Source organism: Bradyrhizobium sp. S3.3.6 (assembly GCF_040546905.1).
Lineage (GTDB): Bacteria > Pseudomonadota > Alphaproteobacteria > Rhizobiales > Xanthobacteraceae > Bradyrhizobium > Bradyrhizobium cytisi.
Map to the genome: position 1 here is coordinate 44409 of NZ_JBEPOT010000001.1, position 20748 is coordinate 65156.

Consider the following 20748-nt stretch of genomic DNA (forward strand, 5'->3'; position numbering starts at 1 on the left):
CGCCCATTCAGCACATGAACGGGTTATCGCCGACGTCGCACCAAACTCCCCCAGCCGCGGGCCGTGTGGCAAATGCGCCGGCGCGCGGCGCTCGAATGCCGACACGGCCGTCAATATAACGGACGGTGGGGGAAACGCTCGCTGAGCGATCTTCGCGAGTGACTGGGCCGGACAAGCCGGAGCTCCGCCGCCGAAGCGCCGATCCGCGATAGCTCGCATGCGCATTGAAGACGGATGCAGGATTCGCAACGCAATAGCCCAAACCACCAGACGCAGTCGCGCGGCATTCTTCGAAATTCACGTAATCGCAGCGCAGTGCATTGTCGGACCCGCCGGCCATGCAGACCGAAGGTCTATGGCCCGGCCTTATCCCTAAGGATCTCGGGCAACGATCTCGACCGCGTTCGTTCTACCCCAAATCCTCGATGGCCGACGAAACGGCCGACAATGAAACCACCGCCCCGCCCATGCTGCTTCCTTCTATGAGTCGGCGAAGCTCCGCCATGCGCGGGCCCGGCCCAAAATGCTGTGCGAGGCACGATGTCGTGTCAGAATGGAAGTCTTTCGCGCAGCGCAGCCTGCTGAAATCGAAACCTTCGGTCGATCCAAAAAGAGGGCCGGTGACAGTTTGTGCCACCTTATCGCGGCCTTAGACGAAGCACATCCTGCCTCGGGACTGCGAGCAAAACTTCGCCGCCGAAACGAGCTGCGATAAGGCCACATCGACCAGGTCGACCGGACCCGGCCGATGGTGCTGAGCAAGTCACGCGGGGGTTACCGTGACAGGCGGTCTGAATTTATCGAGGGGATAACATTAGGGCCCGCGGACATTCGGTCCGCTTCGATGAGTCTGCATCGACCGCGTTAGGCCAGCACCGCTTCAGGTCCGCCGAACGGCCGCTTTGCGTAGACCGCCCACTCGGCCTTGCGCAGCGGGGCGAGACGAGCCGCGAGGGATTGCGCCTCGGCGAGATGGACGTGATCGCCGAAGAAGCTCAGGCGCCCGGCTTGGTGGGCAGCAACGAGCTTCTCCAGGAACAGGCGTCGAAACAGGCGGGAGAGCACGCGCACGGGCAGGAAGAATCCGGGCCGGCAGGACACCCAGCGCCGCCCGCCGGGCGAGATGCCGCCGCCTGGCACGATCATATGCACGTGCGGGTGGTGGGTGAGCGCCGAGCCCCAGGTGTGCAGCACGGAGGTGATGCCGATTCTGGCGCCCAGATGCTTCGGATCGGCGGCGATCGTCAGCATGGTCTCGGCCGAAGCCTTGAATGCAGCGGCGTGAGACGGTCCAACGGGCCCATGACGTCGCGGATCGTCTTGGTTGCAACCCGCGTGTAGAGCGCCGTGGTCTCAAGCTTGGCGTGGCCGAGCAGTCATGAGTCATAATACGCATCCTCGTGTCTCACTGAAACTCAAAGGTCTGCTGCGTGGGATTTGATGTTACCGAACCTGTTGATCGCTTCCGGCCACCGAATGCGGCCACATCCTCCGCCTTGATGACCCAGAGCGCACCCTTGCAGGCCTGCCGCCCATTGAGATCGCCTGTTCGAATCATACGCAGTGCCGTCATCTTGGCGACGCCGATGATCTGTGCGGCCGCATCGAGCGTGATCTCGCCACGCTCAGCCCATTCGCCATCCCGGTAAACCTCAATGTCGTGGTGTTTGCGGAAGCCGCGCACGCGCTGCTCCGTCCATCCGTTGCCATATCCGGTCGGCTTGCCTGAACGATTGAGGAGGCGTGCGATCTGCCGATCCGGCATTAAACGCGCCAGCTCGCGCACCAGCGCAATCGTATCTTCACGCAGCGGCCAAATGGGGCCAGCCGGCAGCATTCAATCTCAGCTTGACCTGTGGGGCAGTGTGATCGCCACCCTGCCAGTGAAGAACCATGTTGATAACTGCGCCTTCCTTGCGCACCACGATCTCGTTGAGCGCCGTGCGCAATATCCGCTTGCGCGTAGCGGCTGTGGCGCCTGGATGCGACCAGGCCAGCTCGAGGTCGGCGCCGAGCTGCAGGAGTTGCTGTCGCTCCCTTTCGCCCAGCGGTGGAGGCTTGGCCGCGACGATGGCAGCGATCTCGCCTTCTATTCGGTGCACGGCCTGCAATGCCTCATTCCAGCGGCGCTCCAGCTCGCCGGCCACTAAGCGATTGGCGGGGTCGACTGCGTCGTATTGCCGTCGGGCATGCGCGGCCTCGTAGCGCGCCTGTTGAAGCGACAGCTCAAGCTGCCTTTGCGCAGCCGATGTCTCGCTCGTCTGGGTCTCGATCGCCTTGACGGCGGCATCAGTGCCGAGCGGCTTCAGGATACGCAGCACCTCCGTGCCAACGGCAGCATCGATGCTTAAGCCGCTGATCGAGATGCAGCGCGCCGTGCCGTGATTTGTGCGAGCGCCGTAGCACTGTAGCGGCCGAGCTTGCCGCTGTAGGACACATGCAGTTTGCGGCCGCAATGACCACAGCGCAGGAGTCCTGGCAGCAACAGCTCCGCGCCGAACCGCTCCCTTGACGGTGGCGCTGCCTTTGCCGGTGGCGTTGTTGGCGATCACGCGCTGGTTCCTCTCGAACTCCTCCCAGGTGATGTAGGCCTCATGATGATCCTTGATCAGTACATCCCATTCGCCCATTGGTCGATGCACGCCACGCCTCACGCGCTTGCGCTCCTGCTCGACGCTCACCTTGCTCGTCGTGCGCCCGAAGGCATAGGCGCCAGCATAAATCGGATTGGTCAGAATGTTGTGCACGATATTGTAGGCCGGCACCTCCAGACGACACCGCGCGCCTCGCCAGCGCGCGACTTCACGGGCAACTCGATGCCTTCGTCGCGAAGCCAGATGGGGACCTGACGTGCGCTCTGGAACTCGGCAAATTTTGCGAAGACGAGCTGCAGTGCATTACGGACGCGCTGGTCGGGATTCTTCTCGATCCGGTCGCGCCCGACTTTGATATAGCCGGCAGCAACACCGAGGACTAGCGCACCGCGGCGCGCCTTCTGCTTCAACGCTTGCTGCGAACGTTGCCGAAACAGCGACAGCTCAAGCTCGCTCATCGTCCCTTTCATCCCAAGCAACAGCCGATCATTGGGGCGCCGAGGATCGTAGATTCCGTCCTCGTCGACGATGATCGTTCCCACTAATCCACAGAACTCGATCAACGTATGCCAGTCACGGCCGTTGCGCGCCAGTCGCGATACCTCGATCGCGAGCACCGCGCCAACGCGGGTTTCGCAGATTGCAGCCAGCAAGCGCCCGAAGCCCGGCCGAGCGATGCCGCCGCCCGAACGGCCAAGATCATCGTCGATGACCTCGACCGTGGTCCAGCCGAGCTGACGGGCCCGATCCACGAGACCATATTGCCGGCGTCGGCTCTCATGACTATGCGTCAGCTGATCGGCCGTCGACTGTCGGATGTAAACATAGGCGCCGCGCGCAAGATGCTCAGTCGTGATCTTGCTCATCGCCGCTCTCCACGTTTGCCAGGGCGGTCGCGATCTCGCGCAGCAGGGCTTCCACCAGGGCGGCCAGATCGCCCATCGGTGCGGCCGCCAAAATGACGCGGGGCGCCTCGTCCTCGAACAGGCTCGGTTGGAGGTTTTTGGATTGGCGCGGCACTATCGGTCTCCTCCATCTTTGATTCGGACTGGAGAGAGTACGGAAAGAGGTGAGTTTCGGGTAGCGCGAGCTAACAAGGCCCTCCGCTCCCTTCTTGGAAGATAATTCGAGCCTGCAAAATCCGGCTCCGCATTCCGCACAAATTACATCATCCTTTTTCATTCGCCCGCTCCGCCTGTTCTGAGTCCGGACTGAACTACGCCAAGTGGGGTGGCGAACTAGGACGGGATATGTCTTAGGCTGGGGCACTGTCTTGGTCAGAGCACTTGCCAGAACAAATTAGGACAGTGCTTCTGGTCGGCTTCCGCACACAATTTGCGTACGCTTACGCCTCTCTTTGGAGTTGCGTCACTTCCTCCCTTCCTGGCGGCCCTGCGGCGGCGGGGCCTTTTTTTCGCTGCCGGGAATTGGCGTAGAAATAATTGAGCATCGGAGGCCGACTTAGTTGGCGAATCGAAGTCCCGTATTGGCCTGACGCCGAAGTATGCGCTGACTGCCGCCACGTCAGTTGTCGAGGGTAAACCGGACTAGGGGTTGCGCTGGCATCGACCGTTCCTTTTGACCCAACAAAATTGTCGTCATGCAGGTCCTCCTGAATGGCTCTCGTGCGTTATCGATGTAGGGGATATGATCCAACCTGACGAAGCCCTGCGGAGGGCACTATGGCGGTCGAAACGGAACTGAAATTCCGCATACCGGCGCGCAGCCTGAAGGCACTACCGAAATCGCAGATTGCGGGCGGCAAGGTCGGTGAGCGGACCGAGAGCGATCTGGTGTCGACCTATTTCGATACGGGAAAGCACAAGCTGAAGCGCCATGGCCTTTCGCTTCGCGTGCGGCAAGATGGCGAGAAACAGATCCAGACGGTCAAGTGGGCGAACGCTGCGCAGTTTGGCCGAGGTGAATGGGAAACGGAGATAGCGGACGATGTGCCCGATCTCGGCAAGGCCGACGGCACGCCGCTCGAGCTGTTCGCCCCCAAAAAGCTGCGCCGCACGCTGAAGCCGATCTTCAAGACGTCCGTGCATCGCATCACGGTACCTGTCCGCACCAAACGGAGCGAGATTGAGCTTGCGATCGACCTTGGCAGCATCATTGCCGGACGCCGATCAAGTCCGGTCAAGGAGCTTGAGCTGGAACTGAAAAGCGGTCACCTCATCGACTTGTTCCGGGTTGCAAAGGCGATCGAGCGAAAGTCGGGAGCCGAACTCGATCTGCAGTCAAAAGCCGAACGGGGGTATGATCTCGCCGGTGGCAACGACCAGCACGTCGTCTTCGCCGAAGCGATCGAGCTGAACAGCGACATGACCGTGGACGAGGCATTCCGGGCCATTGCGCGCTCCGCTGTTCGGCATTTTTCGGGAAACGCCGACGCGGTCCGCAACTCCGATCCGGAAGGCATTCACCAGATGCGGGTCGGACTGCGGCGTCTGCGCGCTGAGATCTCGCTCTTTTCAAAACTTCTGTCTGGCGCCAGTGCGCAGAAGATCAAGGCGCAGCTGAAGTGGTTGACGGGCGAGCTGGCGCCGGCACGCGAGCTCGACGTGTTTGTGAACGAGAATATCGAGCCAGCGACGCGCGACGCCCTGCTGCGCCGGGGCGGCCAGGTCATCAAGCAGGAATTTTCCGAAAGGCGCGATCAGGCATTCGCGCGCGCAGGACAGGCGGTCAACTCGGAGCGCTTTCGGAAACTCCTGATCGATACGCTGCAATGGATCGAATCAAGACAGACCATCGCGACCGATCAGGCGAGTATGCCGATCAGCAAATTCGCCGCCCAGGTGCTCCATCGCCGCATCAGGAACGTGCGCAAGGACGGGCGCGATCTCGACGAGATGTCTCCCCTTGCGCGGCATAGATTGCGAATCAGGGTGAAGAAGATCAGGTATGCGGCCGAATTTTTCGAGACGCTCTTTCCTTCCAAGCGCGAGAAAAAGCAGCTTGCGCGTTTGTCCGGCCACTTAAAAAAGATTCAGGATGCCTTGGGAGCGCTCAACGATTTTGTTGCGCACCGGGAGATGGTTGTCAATGCGGTGCTCAAGGCGTCGCGTCAGCATCGGCGTGCCCTTGCCTTTGCGTCCGGCGTGGTGCTTGGCCGCGAGGATCAGGCGGTAAGGCCGCTGATGAAGGTCGCAGTGAAAGAAGTGCGCGCGCTTCCGACATTTTAGCGGGACCCGCGCGCAACGCTGGCGTCGCCAATCCATTCTCACGCGGCTGTAGGAGCCGCGCGGGCTTTTAGCAGCTAAGCCGCACAAGATTTCGCAGAGCATTTCGTATGCCAGATATTTTGACCCACTGTCCTGTCGCGGCTCAGATTATACCGACCGGGTTGAACACCGAGACTGTAATTTTTGAAACCCTGCCCGATGTTGCGATCCCTCTCAAATGCCCGCGTTGCGGACAGACCCATTTTTGGCAACCAAAGGATGCTTGGGTGGGCCGTCCAAGTGAACCCACGCGGCACTAGACTGAGACACGATGCCGCCATAAATCCGTAATTCTACGGCATCGAACCATTTTGTGGTTCCAGTTTTGCCGTAGGGCTTTGGCAAGTAGACGGGGGGTAGGTCAGTGACGGAACACACTCAACAAGTGCGAGAGCGGCGTGACCGTCTCCTCGAAGCGGCGCGGAAGGAGCTTGCTGAATTCGAGCGGCGCGAGAATGAGTTCCGAAAAAGGGATCGCGAGGAACGCGCCGCAGAGCTGCGGCTTCCTCTGAATAAGATCAAAGCCCACTAGTCTAGTGCGGCGCGAGTGTTGCCACGTCCTACAAAGTGTTGGCTAACGGAGCCAAGCCGGACGACTTATCTTATTTTCCCGTGAATTGCCTGCTGGTTGGGGTGAAGTTCGCTGGGCGACACCACATCAAGTGTGCCCAGCTCGTCCAGGCGCTTCTTCAGCGCAATGCGATCAAGAGAGGCGAGCGAAAGCAGCATGAAGGCACGCATCTGGCGTTCCAGAGCCGACAAGGTTTCGCTATGCCCGTGCCGTTTCTGCCACTCGTCTCCTTTCACCGCCACCGGATCGGGGTAGTGCCAGTGTGATGAGACAGGTTTGCCGGGCCAATCAGGGAACGCCTCGCGAGAGGCCGTATTGGATAGCGTGAACACAAAATCTAAGACAGGGGCTTCAGGCCCTGTGAAATTGCGCCAGTGTTTAGGCCGCAAGCCATCGGTCTGGAAGCCCGCCTCCTGCAATACCTCCAGCGCCAGGGGATCGGCCACTTTCGAGGGCTCGACCGCCGCACTGTACGCGCGAAAGTGACCACCACCGAGACGATTGACGACAGCTTCCGCCATCAGGCTGCGGGCGGAGTTTCGGCGGGAAATGAAAAGCATGCCATATGGACGGTCCATCTCCATTCTCCTATGCGAATCCTAGCCGACCGTACAACACTCGACATCGGCGTGGGTTTCCCGTCGTCAGGAAGCTGGAGAACGGAGCTAACAGAAACCCTGATGCGGCTTGTGTAGCATTCAGCAATGTCTCTTGTTGGCCCGAAGGCGAAGCTCGCCATCGTGTCCGGCACGTCGGCAGTCGAGGCCAGACCGGACATCAGGAAGACGCGGGGCAAATTGACGCGAATGGCCCACAGGCAACATGGCAACTTCCAAAGAAATTTGGATGGACCGGTCTCGACCGTCTTCCAGATGTCGGCTTTGGATGGCTACACTGCCGCGCTCTCATTTTTTTGAGGGCGACTGTTCGCCATCGCATTTTGCCGTTTCTTACAGAGGGGATGACTTCATGACTTTGTCAAACGTTACCCGCCGTGGAATGATCGGCGGTTTTGCCGCCGGAGTAAGCGCCGCCACGGTAATCTCGTCGGACACTTTTATCAGCGGCGCGCGCGCCCAGTCTGCGCAAAAGACTTTTGTTCTTATTGGCGGCGCCTTCTACGGAGCTTGGTGTTGGCATCGCGCTACCGACGGCTCGAAAAGCAGGGTCATAAAGTCTACGCGCTTACGCTTACAGGGTTGGCAGACCGCTCACACCTCCTTAGCAAGGACATAAATCTCGACACGCACATCACAGACATCGCCAATCTCGTCGAGTGGGAAGACCTCGCAGACATTTGCCTTGTAGCCCATTCGTACGCGGGATTTCCGGCGTCTGGCGCGCTGGAACGTATCGGAAGCCGTGTCTCGTCCATCGTCTGGGTCGATGCATTGAAGCCCGCGGGCGGTCAATCATTTCATGACGAGGTGCCCTTTCAAGTGGAAGATGGCGCAATCAGTCGTCCAGCTCCCAAGGCGTTCCCTCCAACCGCCTTTACCGACCCGAAGGACGCTGCTTGGGTCCTGTCGAAAGTAACCCCACAACCAATCGGCACGTGGCTGCAGCCGGTGAAGCTCTCGGGGGCCCACGAAAAGGTCGCGAAAAAAACCTACATCCGTTTACCCAAATTTCCGTTGGCTGCCTTAGACAAGGCAGTTGGGGAGTGCAAGGCTGACAAATCTTGGACGGTCCTAGAGAACACGACATCGGGCCACTCTATTATGATCAACGAGCCGGATTGGTTGACTAACGTGCTGCTGCAGGCTGTCTAACATTTGGGACCTGCGGCTTTCTCATTATCGTGCCACCAACGATGGTCGCTCACGGCGACGGGTGATCCAATAGCCTCGCGACTTCCGTTGGTGGCACATTTCGGACCGCACGCGAGGTCCGGCTGTTCGGACAAGAGCGGCCATCGATGCCAAGCGCCTCGGCCTGATTCAGGGGCGTATCGATCAATCACTGTGGGACCGCAACCTGACGGCGGATGGGCTCCGGAGTTCAATGTGGCTCTCGCTGAGTTAGGTGTAAGCAGGGTCCTGGACTTGGGTCCCGGACATGCGCTTGGAGAGATGATGCAAGCCTTTCAGCCGTCCATTCGATGCTACTCTGCGGACGGATTTCATACCCTGGACGGGCTGCGAAGCTGGATAGACTCTCAAGAAACAAGATGATCAACCCCTTAACTCAGCTAGGCTGATGTTGCACCGCCTCGGGACTGGCCTACATGCGTCCCATCTGGATGTGGTCGTTATCCCGCAGGCCCATTGCTGCTCCGTCACCTCCGAATGTCGGCTTCAAAGAGACCGTCCTCGAGCAGATAGCTCCGGTCGAGAGCGCGGCGATTCCGCGTCTCGCCGGCGGCCCAACCGACCGTTAATTTGGGACTGGTCGTCCGGACTGTCGCCGCGACACATCGACAGCCGGTGCACAAGAACTGCCGCCCACCTGCTAGGCGGGCTGTCCGGCGGCTTGCAGGATCAATCGGGTAATCTCGTCGGGTTGGGATATCAGCGACAGGTGACTCGCCTTCACTTCGACGGTCTTGGCGCCCATGCGCTTGGCCATGAAGCGTTCGAGATCGGGATTGATCGTCCGGTCTTCCGTCGAAACGGCATAGAAACTTGGCTTCGACCGCCAGGCCGCATGCGTCGTCTTGGCCGTGAGCAGAGCCTTGTGGAACGGCTGCTGGACCGCATAGAGGACCTTCGCCTTCGCTTCCGGCAGGTCGCCCGCGAAATCGTGCAAGAACGCTGCCTCGCTGAGACGTCCTTCATCGCCGTCGAACACAATCCCGGCGGACGCCGGCGGCGTCGGAAATGTCTTGGCCAACGCTGTGTAGTCCTCGCCCGCATCCGGTGCCCGCGCCGCCACATAGACAAGAGCCGACACGTTGGGATGCATACCGGCCTCTGTCACGATCATTCCGGAGAAGGAATGCCCAACCAGAACCGTCGGACCATCCTGCCGCGCGAGCACGCGCTCGGCCGAGGCTACCGCTTCAGGCAGCGTTGTCAGCGGGTTTTGCACGGCCGTGGCATTGAGGCCCGCTGCTTGCAACCGTGCAATCACCTCCGACCAGGATGACCCGTCGGCGAACAATCCGTGCACCAGGACGACGTTTTGGGCAATCGGCGCCGGCTCTGCAGCGGCTTTCGCGCCTCGGATAAGAGTGCTTGCCGCCCCCGCAGCCACCATGCTCGCAAAAGTGCGTCGATTCATTGGTTACCTCATGCGTGGAGTTGCAGTTTGCTCGGTTTGAGCCGACTGCTTGGATACGAGAATGCCGGGAACAATGTCGCTGTTCGCAACATCGCTCCGTGATTCTTTTCGCCGGAGCCGTTCAGGCATCTATATATTCTCAAGGAAGGGATGATTGTTACGCGGCGTCACGTGGTCGTGATTCCGCCAACCTCAGGCCTTGCTCTTAGGCCGGCTGTATCGGCAGCCTTCTGATGCGGCGCGCCGTCGCCGCGAAAATGGCATTCGTGACCGCAGGGGCCACAGCGGCTGTAGCCGCTTCGCCCAAGCCGCCAGGATCAGCCGTGCTCGCCACTATATAGGTTTCGATTGGTGGCGTTTCATCGATGCGTAGCGGCGGATAAGAGTCAAAGTTGCCTTGCTCGACTCGGCCGTCCTTGATCGTTATCGCGCCGCGCAGCGCAGCCGTGAGTCCGAAGATCGTTCCGCTCTGTATTTGTGCGTCGATCATCTTCGGATTGACCGGCAATCCACAATCCACCGCGCAGACGATACGTTCCACCCTCACATTTCCATTCTCGTCGACGGCCACCTCCGCCACTTGCGAAAGATAGCTTCCAAAGGCGAACTGAAGTGAGACGCCCCTGCCCTTTCCAGGAGGCATCGGCTGACCCCAGCCGGCCTTCTGCGCGGCAAGATTCAGGACCGCCAAAGCTCGGGGATTGTGAGCTAGAAGATTCCTGCGGAATTCGACGGGATCCTGCCTGGCCGCGGAGGCCAGCTCATCCATGAAGCTCTCGACGATGAAGACGTTGTGTACCGGTCCTACACCACGCCAAAACCCGGTCGTAATGCCGGGCGGCTCGGCCCGAACGTATTCGACGAGAATGTTGGGAATTGCGTAGGGCGGCTCGGCAGCCCCTTCGACCGCATCGAAATCCAAACCGTTTTTGAACAGGGGCGGAGCAAACCGGGCCACGACCGAAGAGCCGCATACCCGATGGTGCCACGCGATAGGTCTTCCCGCCTCGTCGAGACCCGCCGATATCCGATCGTAGTAGTAGGGTCGGTATACATCGTGCTGGATGTCCTCCTCGCGGCTCCAGATCACCTTGACGGGACCGTCGATCTGCTTGGCAATTTTGACCGCGAGAAGGGTACCATCTGGCTCAAGCCGACGGCCGAAGCCTCCACCCAAATACTGATTGTGGATCACAATGGCTTCCTTCGGCATTCCAGTGAGCGTCGCGGCCGCCGCCTGCGTGACGGTGGGCACCTGCGTGCCGACCCAGATTTCGCAGATGTCCTTCCGATAGTGCACCGTGCAATTCATCGGCTCCATGGCTGCGTGAGCCAGAAACGGCAACTCATAGACCGCGTCCAAACGCCGAGCCGCGCCGGAGAACGCCTGCTCGAAGTGGCCCTCGTTTCTCGCCACGACCCCCGGGCTTTCGGATGCCTTCTTGAGCTGCTCGACGAGCTTCTTACTATCTATCGAGGCGTTAGGACCGTCGTCCCACTGTATCGCGGCGGCTTCCAAACCCTTCTTAGCAGCGCCCATATGGTCAGCAACAACGGCTACCGCCTCATCGACCGCGACCACTTGATGCACACCCTTGATCGCGAGTGCCGCGCTCTGGTTCACGGCCTTAGGTCTTCCTCCAAGCACCGGAGATATCGCTATCACCGCGACCTTCAGGCCCGGCGGCATCACGTCGATTCCGAACTGCGTTCGTCCACTGATCTTGTCGGGAGCCTCAAGTCTCTTCGGGGATGTTCCAATGAGACTGAACTGTCCTTGCCCCTTCAGCTTGATGCGATCGAGAGCGAGAGGCTCCGATTCGGCCGCGGATCGCAGCAAGTCCCGATAGGGCAGCGACCTAGCGCCCGACGGATGCAGAACCACTCCATCCTTGACGGTGCAGGCCGCCGGGTCGACTTTCCAACGCCCGGCCGCCGCCGCGATCAACATGAGGCGCGCCGCGGCACCAGCTCGCCGAAGGGGTAACCAGAAACCCCGGACCGAGGCTGACAATCCTGTCGTCTGTGAATATAGGATCGGATTGGCGTAGAGGGCGTCATTCGGAGGCGCGTGTTCGACCTCGATCTGGTCGAGCTTGACTTCGAGTTCCTCCGCCAAGAGCATAGAGAGCGAGGTATAGACCCCCTGCCCCATCTCGACGGACGGTATGGTCAAGCGTACGCGGCCGTCGGGCTCAATTCTCACGAACGCATTCAAGACCGCGCCGCTATCGCTTCCAGCAGCCATGGACCAGGACGGCAGGGAAACCGTCAGGGCGAGTCCCCCTGCCGCGGTCGCACCGACCTTCAGGAGCGCTCTGCGAGAGACTCTTGCTTCGTCTGCGCCTGATACTGGCCGCGTGAGCATGTCGGTAGTTTTCCGCATTGTTAATGCCCTCCCTCGCTCGCGTATTTTATGGCAGCTCGAATGCGATTGTAGGTGCCGCATCGGCATACATTGCCGGACATCGCGTCGTTTATCTGCGAGTCCGTCGGGCGTGGATTGCTCGCCAGCAGCGCAGCCGCCGCCATGATCTGCCCCGACTGACAATATCCGCACTGAACGACGTCATGATCGAGCCACGCCCGCTGCACCTTCTGGCCAGCAGGAGTCTCGCCGATGGCTTCGATGGTAGTCACTGCGGCCTCCCCGACACTGTCGACCGAGGTGATGCAAGATCGTGTCGCGGCGCCGTCTATGTGAACCGTACAAGCGCCGCAAAGCGCCATACCGCACCCAAACTTCGTTCCTGTCATCTTGAGAACGTCCCGCAGCACCCATAGCAGGGGCGTCTCGCCGTCCACGTCCACCTTATGCGACTTCCCATTTATCTTGAGAACGTATGTCATCCTGCACCAATAGAGTGTTGAGGAACGAGATCTATATTGCAGCCCAAAGGGATCGTCGCTCGCGGGATTGCTTTGATGCCCGCGTTATTGCCCCCAGTTTCGTCGATCCTGCTATGGATTTATCGGCGATAGGACCTCGGCGTTACCCCCACCACCCGCCGAAAGGCTGTCGCAAAATGCGATGGATTCTCATATCCACATCTGGCGGCAACGGTCGGAATCGTTTCGTTCCGGTCCTTCAAGAGGCTCTTCGCCTCTTCCATGCGAAGGAAGGTCAGACGCTTCAGGGGAGTCTGCCCATACAGCTTCTTGTATAATCTCAGCAGGTGGAACCGACTGACTCCTGCCTCGCGCGCCAGATCCTCCAGACTCACTGCGGACGCGAGATTCTCGCGCATGAAGTCTTCGACCTTGCGCAGCCGGCCGTCGCTCGCATTGCGGTAGTGTGGCTCCCCGTAGCGGCCGTACCTGACCAGGAGATGGGCGGCCAACATCTCTCCCGCAGTCTGAGCATAAAGATCTGGCGCGGATTCTTGAAACGCAGCGCTCAGACTCAGCATCAGCTGGCTCACCAAGGGATCGCTGCTTCCGAGGCCGCTCGGCAAGGTCGGGGCCGCGGGACCTTTACGCCTGAATTCTCGCGCGACGCGTTCGATGGTCGCGCCCGGAAGATGGAGTTGCAGGGTGCTGTGTGTCGTGTTACCCCGCCATCGCAGTGTAGCGGCTTGTCCCGGAGCCGTCATACCAATGTGACCCGGCTCGGAATGAGCGTGCTGCCAACCGTTGCGATAGCGGACCTCCACGTCGCAGGAGCCACCGGTAACGAGAACGATCAAATGATCGCGAGTAGCGGGAGTTACGAATTCCTCGGCCTCTGCAGGATCCTCGTAGGCCCGGATCAGCAGCGAGCGCCAACCGGCTCGCCAGCTGCAGGCCGTCATTGTGGCGCGCAAGTGCTTGTGCGCATCGAGGCTAGAAATTATCGTCTCCAAGTCGGGTCTCCGCACCGGCAGTGACGGTAGGATAGATCAACTCCCACCTGAATGAAGTCCATTCTCGTTTTTGCTGGATACAACTCTGCTCCGGCACCTAATGAACGCCGCTGCGCGAATTTCTCCACGGAGGCCGACATTCTCACTTAGCGCGCGTTCTATCCCCGCCAAGGCCGCTGCGCCGATGAATTTCATCCGAGAGCGTCCCACTCTGGCGCGAAGGGCGGCCGGACGAAGCGCTCGTCTTTCGGCAGAGCGGCGATAGCGGCGCGATCCTCGTCATCGAGCTGCGTGCCGACCGCATCAAGATTGGCCTTCTGGCTTTCGGGACGGGCGGCTTTCGGAATCACGATGACGCCCTCCTGATCGAGGAGCCAAGCGACCGCCATCTGAGCGGCACTACAACCGTGCTTGTGGCCGAGGAAGGCGAGCTTGGGATCACTTGCCGCCCCCCCTGCGCGAGGGGCGCATAGGCTGTCAGCGGAATCTCCTTGCCGCGCAGATAGGCGAGTATCGGCGTCTGCGACAGGAACGGGTGGTATTCGACCTGGAGGCTGGCAATTGGCGCGCCGATCACGGATCATCGGCAGGTTGAAGTTGCACACGCCGGTCGCGCGCGTCAGGCCGCGCTCCCGCAGCGACATCAACGCTTCCAGCGTCGCTGCCATGTCCATGTCTCGTGACGGCCAATGGATCATATAGAGATCGACATGGTCGAGCCCCAGCTTCCGCAGACTGGTCTCGAATGCGCGGTAGAGCGCATCCGGCGCAAGCTGATCATGCCAGACCTTGGTGGTGATGAAGAGGTCGTTCCGGTTCACGCCGGACGCCGTGATGGCGGCGCCGACGGCGGCCTCGTTCTCGTACATCGCAGCGGTGTCGATATGCCGGTAGCCGAGCGCAATCGCGCTCTCGACGACCAGCTCGGCACCGGCTCCCGGCATCCGGAAGGTGCCGAAGCCGAGGCGGGGAATCGCGACACCCTGTGTCGTGATCGTCTCCATGATGTTTTCCTTTCCGGGTTTCGGCTCGGTGCGCTGGTCCTTTTGTGCCGCTGTCAGGCGGCAAGCCATCACAAGGACCGCGGCGTCAGGGTGGATGCTTCGGCCTGGCTCGCCCTGACGAGTTCGGCGATGACGCTTTCGAGTGCCGTAGTGCCCTTTATCGCCGACCGGCCGTGCTCGCTGAAGTCGATCCATCCCTCGTTGAAGCCATCGAGCATCCGGATCCGAGGCAATGGATTTCGCGCTCCCTGAGAGCGGAAAATCTGCTCCCAGCTCTCGCGCGGCACCGTCTCGACCCGGACCGTGCGCTTCAGCACCGTGGCGAAGGCGCGGGCGAGATCGTTCGGCGAGATGCGTGCGGGCCCCTCCAACTCGACGACCCGCGTCCCGCTCCCGTTCTCCCGGAGAAGCGCGGCGGCCAGGCCTCCGACATCCTGCGTCGCGACCATCGGGAACAGCTTGTCGACCGGCTGCAGGAAGCTGCGCAGCACGCCTTCGTCGCGCGCCGAAGGAACGTCCCAAAGCGCATTTTCCATAAACCAGCCTGGCCTCAGGAAAGTGACCGGAAGGCTGATCTGCTGCAGCGACTGTTCCATCAACGTGCGCTGAGTCAGCAGGTTCTCGTGCGGTGCATCGGCGCCGATGGTCGACAAGCAGACAACCTTGCCGGGACGAGCCTCGGCCAAAGCCGCCGTCACGGCCGCGATGACGCGCTTAGCCTCGGGAAAGCCGGGCTCCGGATCGAACTCGGACGGCGGCAGGATGAAGACGCCCGCGGCGCCCCTGAAGGCAGAAGTCAGGCTTGCCGCATCATCCATCTCGGCCAGGGCGATGTCGCAGCCCCGAGTCCTCCACTCCGCCGCCTTGGCCTCGTCGCGCAGAACGGCGCGGACGGGCAGTCTTTCAGCGAGCAGACTGCGCGCAACCGCGCCGCCGACGTTGCCCGTAATTCCTGTGATCGCATACATGGCGGGTCTCCTGGTTCGGGGGGTGTTCATAGGTTCGGCGTCGCCCGGCGCCAAGTGATGCGGGCGGTCTTGAGGCTGCCGGCGAACAGGGTAGGCCCATCGGTGGCGAGCACCAGCGTGTCGCCGTCGAACTCGGGCATGCGCAGCTGGCGTTGGCCCTGCCAGTTGGGAAAGAGACTCACGGCCATGCCGTGCTCGACCGTGCGGCGCGCCTCGTCGACCCGATAGGGGCCGGAATAGGCGAGATATGACGTGCCCGCCGCGACATAGTCTTCGGGGGTGTCTCGATACATGTCGTCGCTGGCGAAATCGGCGCGGTCCGGGCTGCTGAGTTGCGCCGACATATAGCCGTCCGGCGTATAGAGGATGAAACCGGCGGGATGTGGATCCATTGGCAGGAAGATCTCGCCGGTCTCCACGTCAGTCTCGACGCAGGCGACGAGTTGCCAGGCGCCGACGAGCGCTTCGCGGAGCGAGCGGATCGTGCCGCCTTGGTCGATGACAGTGCTGCTATTGATCAAGTTCATGATGACGCACTCCTTGTTGGCGTCTCGGAGAGCCGGTTGCCGCGAGATGGATTGGAAGTGTGGAAAGAGGCTGTCCGGGCAGGCTTAGCGCCCCTCGGACACCCACTTGAGCGTGGCGAGCCAAAGCGCGTGGCCGCGATGCATCCGGCCTTCGTCGGCCTCGCGGAAGGCGGCGGCGCCGGGACCGACGCCTGCCTCGTCCATGATGGCCCGGCAGCCGTTGTCGTCGGGCTTCAGAAGCCAGGTATGGTAGAAGGCCGGCGCCTCGCCCGGTGCGCCGCCGAACCAGCCGAGCCGGCGGCCGGACACGAACTCATGGACGCGGCTCTCGATCGCGAGACCGAACGTCGTCCAGCGCCAGCGGACATCGGGCGCGAGCGCCTCAGCATTGCCGAGGAGCGTCACGTCCCGCGCATTGGGATACCAGGTGGGCCATGCGCGCGCGTCGACGATATGCCGCCAGACCGTGTCGCACGAGGCGTTCAGCCGGGCTTCGTTGTGAGCGAACAGGTCCGCCTTCTCTGGCTCAAACCCGGCCGGCCAGTGGATGTCCCGATCGCGGGTGGCAAGATCGCTTGCCATCTGTCCTTGGGGCTGGCCGGCGGCGATCGCCGTGCCGGCCAGTGTCGCGAGCGTGGTCGCCGCGACCAGGGCTGCGGCCTTGGCCAGGCGTGACGACTTTGTCGGTTTGCGCGCTTCGCGCGCCGCGTCGATTGACGTCTGCATTGTCTGTCTCCCTACGTGCTGGAATGTCATGACCGTCACTGCTGCTAATGGGCCGGCCCACGAACGATCTTCGTGCGAGCCGGCCCGGCCGCAGGGATGACTAGACGAGCACACTGGGCTTCAGCAGGTCGGAGAGGCCGACCCGATGAAGCATCTCCGCGCGCAGGCGGTCGAGCACGGTGAAGCCGACATTGGCGCCGTCTTCGGTCGGATCGTAGTGGATCCGGAACGGGCGCTTGCCGAAGGGCATGTCGACGACCTTAACGATCTCGTCGGCCACGCCGCTGGGCTCGGCGTCGTCGGGGACGATCGCGGCGAACGCCTTCAACACCTCTTCGCCGAAGCCCTTGTAGGGCCCAGCTTCATATTCCGCGACCCGCGCCTCGTCAGCCGGACGCCCGGAATGCGCGAAGTGGTTCGTGCCCTTGGTGAACGCGCCCGGCACGACGATCGTCGTCTCGATGCCCCAGCGCGACAGCTCGCGCGCATAGAGGACGGCCAGCGAGTCCATCGCCGCTTTGGCCGCGAAATAGGGCGCGAGATAGGGCGGCGTTCCGCCAGCGGAGCTGCTGCTCGAGATCCAGAGAAGCAGACCCTGTTTCGCCGCGCGCATGTGCGGCAGGACGGCCCGGTTGACGCGTTGCGTGCCGAGCACGTTGACGTCGTACTGCGCCGCGAATTGCTCGGGCAGGAACGCCTCGGCCGGGCCAAACATCATGTGACCCGCATTGTGGACCAGCACGTCGATCTTGCCGCTCTCGGCCATGATCTTCTTGACCGCCACATCGATCGACGGCTCGGACTGAACGTCGAGCTCAATCGCGCGCAGGTCGACGCCATCGCGCTTCGAAGTCTCGGCCATCTCGGCCGCGTTCTTGGCGTTGCGGCCAGCGATATCGCGCATCGAGGCGTAGACGGTGTTTCCGGCCTTGGCGAGCGCTTCGGCCGTCAGGCGGCCGAAGCCGCTGGAAGCGCCGGTGATGAGAATGATCTTCTTGCTCATGATGGAATCTCCATTGTCAGCGTGTTGAAGTTTGAAGGGGATGCGGGTCAGATGATCCCGCCATTGGCGCGCAGCGTCTGGCCGTTGATCCAGGCGCCGTCCGGGCCTGCGAGGAAGGCCACCGCGTCGGCGATATCCTGCGGTTGGCCGAGACGTTCCAGCGGCGCCAGCTTGGAGAGGCGCTCGATCACCTCCTGCGGCTTGCCGTCGAGGAAGAGCGTGGTCGCCGTCGGCCCGGGCGCGATAGCGTTGACGGTGATGTTCCTGCCGCGGAGCTCCTTGGCGAGAATGCTGGTCATGGCCTCGACCGCCGCCTTGGTGGCGGCATAGACGCCGTAAGTCGGCTGCAGCAAGCTGGTGACGCTCGAGGAAAAGTTGACGATCCGGCCGCCGTCACGCAGGCGGCGGGCCGCTTCGCGCAGGGTATTGAACGTGCCCTTCAGATTGACCGCGATGTGGCGATCGAACAGTGCGTCACTGCTGTCAACGATGGTCGCCAGGTTCATGATGCCGGCATTGTTGATCAGCACGTCGACGCCGCCGAACGCGGTTTCAGCCGAATCGAACATGCGCGCCACGGCGGCGACATCGGCGATGTCGGCCTGAGCCGCCACGGCCCGGCCGCCGGCGCTCTCGATCCTGGCGACCACGGCCGCCGCGGAAGCGCTGTTGCCGGCATAGTTCACCACCACGGTGAAGCCGTCCTTCGCCAGGCGCCCGGCGACCGCGGCACCGATCCCGCCGGAGGCGCCGGTAACGATGGCTACTTTGTTGGTTTGGGTGGTCATGATCGTTGTCCTTTGGGTTGGGACCGGCACTGGATGGAGACAACATGCCCATTCCAATGGTGCGGATAATGATGCAAAATCCGACATCATCATTCGAAAGTTCGAACAATGGACCGCTTCGACGCCATGCGCGTCTTCACCCGCATCGTGGAACGGCGCAGTTTCACCCTGGCCGCCGACGATCTTGGCCTGCCGCGATCCTCGGTGACCGATGCCGTGAAGGGACTGGAGTCGCGGTTGGGGGTACGGCTATTGCAGCGCACGACGCGGCAGGTCAGTCCGACCTTGGATGGCGAGGCCTATTACCAGCGCTGCGTGAGCCTGATCGCGGACATGGAGGATGCGGAGGGCGCCTTCGTCGGCGCCCAGCCGTCGGGGTTGGTTCGTGTTGACGTTCACGGCACCCAGGCGCGCTATTTCCTGCTTCCGGGCCTGCCGCGCTTCCGGCAGCAATATCCCGACATCCGGCTGCACTTCAGCGAAGCGCACCAGCCGCTCGACATGATCCGCGAAGGCTTCGACTGCATCCTAAGGGCCGGTGAACTGAGCGACAGTCCGCTGATCAAGCGCAGACTGGCGCTGCTCGAGCGGGGGACGTTCGCGAGCCCCGACTATCTCGGCCGCTTCGGCACGCTGCAGACGCCCGACGATCTCGCAGGTCACGAGATGGTCGGATTGCTATCGCCCGACAGCGGCGACATCGTGCCGCTGGTCTTCGGCGCCGACGGCAACGCGCACCAGCTGAAATTGCCGACGATGGTGACGGTGACCGGTCCAGAGACCAACGTGGCTTGCGCGTGCATGGGCCTCGGGCTGATCCAGGCGCCGCGGTATCGCGTCGACGCGGAGCTGGCCCGCGGCGCGCTGGTTGAGGTGCTCGCCGATTTTCCGCCGTCGCCGCTGCCCGTCCATGTGCTCTACTCGCACACGCGGCAACTGTCGCCGCGTCTGCGTGTGTTCATCGACTGGATGGCGGAGCAATATCGAGACCGGCTCTCACCGACTGAATGACATGAGCACGAGACCATGCCTTTGGTCGCCTGCCGCGACCGGGCGGTGAAAAGCCGATGGCACAAAGCCATCGGCCCTTGTCTGTGCGTAGATGAATACGCTGCATATTTGTCTTCGTGCCGCTGAGCGCTCAGCCCTTCGCCGATCGAATGCTATCGACCGGCCGCTTTGCGCCAAAGGACTAAACCGCTCGCGCGGTAGGGCGCTGCGGCGGGCGACACGGCCAACAGGATAGCGCGATGAGGCGTCCTGTCTTGAGATTGAGGGGTTTCGACAACCTCACTCAAGACAGGAGCATCCCCAATGACCGGTCAGGCCATCAGCCCGTTGCGTCGGCGCATGATCGAAGACATGGCGATCCGCAAGTTAGCGCCGAAGACCCAACATGACTATGTCCAAAGGGTCAAGGATTTCGCGGCGTTCCTCGGTCGCTCTCCCGCCACGGCTAAATCGGAGGAGGTGCGCCGGTTTCGGCTGCATCTTGCGTCGAACGGCGCAGGCACACCAAAGATCAATGCCACCGTCTCGGCACTGCGGTTCTTTTTCAATGTGACGCTCGATCGGCCCGACCTCGCCAAGCACCTGTTGTTCATGCGCGAGCCGCGCAAGGTGCCGGTTGTTCTAAGCCCAGAGGAGGTTGCGCGCTTTCTGGAGGCGGCGCCGAGCGTCAAGTACAAGGCGGCGCTCAGTGTCGCCTACGGTGCGGGGCTGCGCGTCTCCGAGGTTGTCTCGCTGAAGGTGTCCGATATCGACTCCGAACGGATGATGCTGCGCGTCGAGCAGGGCAAGGGTCACAAGGATCGCCACGCGATGCTTTCCCCCGTGTTGCTCGAACTTCTGCGCGACTGGTATCGCATTGCGCGGCCGCAGGGCTGGCTATTCCCGGGCCAGAATCCGGCCAACCCGATGACCACGCGCCAACTCACGCGCGCCTGCCACGCCGCGGCCCACATGGCCGAGATTACCAAGCGTGTGACGCCGCACACGTTGCGCCATAGCTTCGCGACCCATCTGCTCGAGCAGAACATTGATATTCGGGTGATCCAAGTCCTACTTGGGCACGCCAAGCTCGACACCACGGCGCTCTATGCCCGCGTCGCCACCAACACCATCCGCGAGGTCATGAGCCCGCTGGACCGCCTCACACCGCTGGTGCTGCCCAAGAAGAATGAGCCCAAAGGCGAGCCAGGAGCGGCTTCCGGGGACTGGCAACCCCTATCCTTGCGATGGTTTAAATGCGTTGTCCCGCGACTGGAAGCGTAGGC

At 61.8% G+C, this 20748-nt stretch carries 19 protein-coding genes and 2 pseudogenes; 4 read left to right on the plus strand and 17 right to left on the minus strand.

Annotated elements, in window-relative coordinates; all coding sequences use genetic code 11:
• Positions 1–7 precede the first annotated feature (7 nt).
• From ABID59_RS00185 to ABID59_RS00220, 6 genes and pseudogenes are all read right to left on the minus strand, one after another.
• Complete coding sequence (locus ABID59_RS00185; protein ID WP_354082032.1) at positions 8–340, minus strand: DUF3551 domain-containing protein; 333 nt, start codon at positions 338–340, stop codon at positions 8–10.
• A 527-nt stretch (positions 341–867) separates the two neighbouring features.
• Positions 868–1272 (minus strand): annotated as a pseudogene (locus tag ABID59_RS00190) (IS91 family transposase); the annotation flags it as partial.
• A 133-nt stretch (positions 1273–1405) separates the two neighbouring features.
• On the minus strand, positions 1406–1837 hold the full coding sequence (locus tag ABID59_RS00200; protein WP_354082033.1) for a helix-turn-helix domain-containing protein: 432 nt from the start codon (positions 1835–1837) through the stop codon (positions 1406–1408).
• Complete coding sequence (locus ABID59_RS37355) at positions 1803–2765, minus strand: recombinase family protein (RefSeq protein ID WP_502916763.1); 963 nt, start codon at positions 2763–2765, stop codon at positions 1803–1805. The genes ABID59_RS00200 and ABID59_RS37355 overlap by 35 nt, the downstream gene beginning before the upstream one ends.
• Positions 2732–3460 carry a recombinase family protein gene (locus ABID59_RS00215; protein ID WP_354082034.1) on the minus strand — a complete coding sequence of 243 codons (729 nt, stop codon included), beginning with the start codon at positions 3458–3460 and terminating at the stop codon, positions 2732–2734. The genes ABID59_RS37355 and ABID59_RS00215 overlap by 34 nt, the downstream gene beginning before the upstream one ends.
• Positions 3441–3614 carry a hypothetical protein gene (locus ABID59_RS00220; RefSeq protein ID WP_354082035.1) on the minus strand — a complete coding sequence of 58 codons (174 nt, stop codon included), beginning with the start codon at positions 3612–3614 and terminating at the stop codon, positions 3441–3443. The genes ABID59_RS00215 and ABID59_RS00220 overlap by 20 nt, the downstream gene beginning before the upstream one ends.
• A gap of 662 nt (positions 3615–4276) precedes the next feature.
• On the opposite strand from ABID59_RS00220, the gene ABID59_RS00225 reads away from it, so the two are divergent.
• The gene (locus ABID59_RS00225) at positions 4277–5782 is read left to right on the plus strand and encodes a CYTH and CHAD domain-containing protein (protein WP_354082036.1); all 1506 of its coding nucleotides are present in this window, start codon (positions 4277–4279) and stop codon (positions 5780–5782) included.
• 636 nt (positions 5783–6418) lie between these two features.
• Here ABID59_RS00225 and ABID59_RS00230 read toward each other — a convergent pair.
• Positions 6419–6970: an arsenate reductase ArsC gene (locus ABID59_RS00230; protein ID WP_354082037.1), complete on the minus strand. Its 552-nt coding sequence runs from the start codon at positions 6968–6970 to the stop codon at positions 6419–6421.
• A 555-nt stretch (positions 6971–7525) separates the two neighbouring features.
• On the opposite strand from ABID59_RS00230, the gene ABID59_RS00235 reads away from it, so the two are divergent.
• Positions 7526–8164 carry an alpha/beta fold hydrolase gene (locus ABID59_RS00235; RefSeq protein ID WP_354082038.1) on the plus strand — a complete coding sequence of 213 codons (639 nt, stop codon included), beginning with the start codon at positions 7526–7528 and terminating at the stop codon, positions 8162–8164.
• Positions 8165–8843: 679 nt separating this feature from the next.
• Here ABID59_RS00235 and ABID59_RS00240 read toward each other — a convergent pair.
• The 10 genes and pseudogenes from ABID59_RS00240 to ABID59_RS00285 form a co-directional block, all read right to left on the minus strand.
• On the minus strand, positions 8844–9614 hold the full coding sequence (locus tag ABID59_RS00240) for an alpha/beta fold hydrolase (protein ID WP_354082039.1): 771 nt from the start codon (positions 9612–9614) through the stop codon (positions 8844–8846).
• Positions 9615–9819: 205 nt separating this feature from the next.
• Complete coding sequence (locus tag ABID59_RS00245) at positions 9820–12000, minus strand: xanthine dehydrogenase family protein molybdopterin-binding subunit (protein WP_354082040.1); 2181 nt, start codon at positions 11998–12000, stop codon at positions 9820–9822.
• 2 nt (positions 12001–12002) lie between these two features.
• On the minus strand, positions 12003–12464 hold the full coding sequence (locus ABID59_RS00250; protein ID WP_354082041.1) for a (2Fe-2S)-binding protein: 462 nt from the start codon (positions 12462–12464) through the stop codon (positions 12003–12005).
• A 119-nt stretch (positions 12465–12583) separates the two neighbouring features.
• Positions 12584–13456 carry an AraC family transcriptional regulator gene (locus ABID59_RS00255; RefSeq protein ID WP_354082042.1) on the minus strand — a complete coding sequence of 291 codons (873 nt, stop codon included), beginning with the start codon at positions 13454–13456 and terminating at the stop codon, positions 12584–12586.
• Between the two features lie 191 nt (positions 13457–13647).
• Positions 13648–14460 (minus strand): annotated as a pseudogene (locus tag ABID59_RS00260) (aldo/keto reductase).
• Between the two features lie 68 nt (positions 14461–14528).
• On the minus strand, positions 14529–15428 hold the full coding sequence (locus ABID59_RS00265; protein ID WP_354082559.1) for an NmrA family NAD(P)-binding protein: 900 nt from the start codon (positions 15426–15428) through the stop codon (positions 14529–14531).
• Positions 15429–15454: 26 nt separating this feature from the next.
• Positions 15455–15955 (minus strand): lipocalin-like domain-containing protein, encoded by a 501-nt coding sequence (locus tag ABID59_RS00270; protein WP_354082043.1) that lies wholly within the window; start codon positions 15953–15955, stop codon positions 15455–15457.
• A gap of 84 nt (positions 15956–16039) precedes the next feature.
• Positions 16040–16681, minus strand: a complete 642-nt coding sequence (locus tag ABID59_RS00275) for an SRPBCC family protein (protein WP_354082044.1) — start codon at positions 16679–16681, stop codon at positions 16040–16042.
• A gap of 100 nt (positions 16682–16781) precedes the next feature.
• Positions 16782–17684, minus strand: coding sequence for an SDR family oxidoreductase (locus ABID59_RS00280; RefSeq protein WP_354082045.1), 903 nt, complete (start codon positions 17682–17684; stop codon positions 16782–16784).
• Positions 17685–17731: 47 nt separating this feature from the next.
• Positions 17732–18472 (minus strand): SDR family oxidoreductase, encoded by a 741-nt coding sequence (locus ABID59_RS00285; protein WP_354082046.1) that lies wholly within the window; start codon positions 18470–18472, stop codon positions 17732–17734.
• Between the two features lie 108 nt (positions 18473–18580).
• Here ABID59_RS00285 and ABID59_RS00290 point away from each other — a divergent pair, with 108 nt between their 5' ends.
• The gene (locus ABID59_RS00290) at positions 18581–19483 is read left to right on the plus strand and encodes a LysR family transcriptional regulator (RefSeq protein ID WP_354082047.1); all 903 of its coding nucleotides are present in this window, start codon (positions 18581–18583) and stop codon (positions 19481–19483) included.
• 303 nt (positions 19484–19786) lie between these two features.
• The gene (locus ABID59_RS00295) at positions 19787–20746 is read left to right on the plus strand and encodes a tyrosine-type recombinase/integrase (protein ID WP_354082048.1); all 960 of its coding nucleotides are present in this window, start codon (positions 19787–19789) and stop codon (positions 20744–20746) included.
• The last annotated feature ends 2 nt before the right edge of the window (positions 20747–20748 follow it).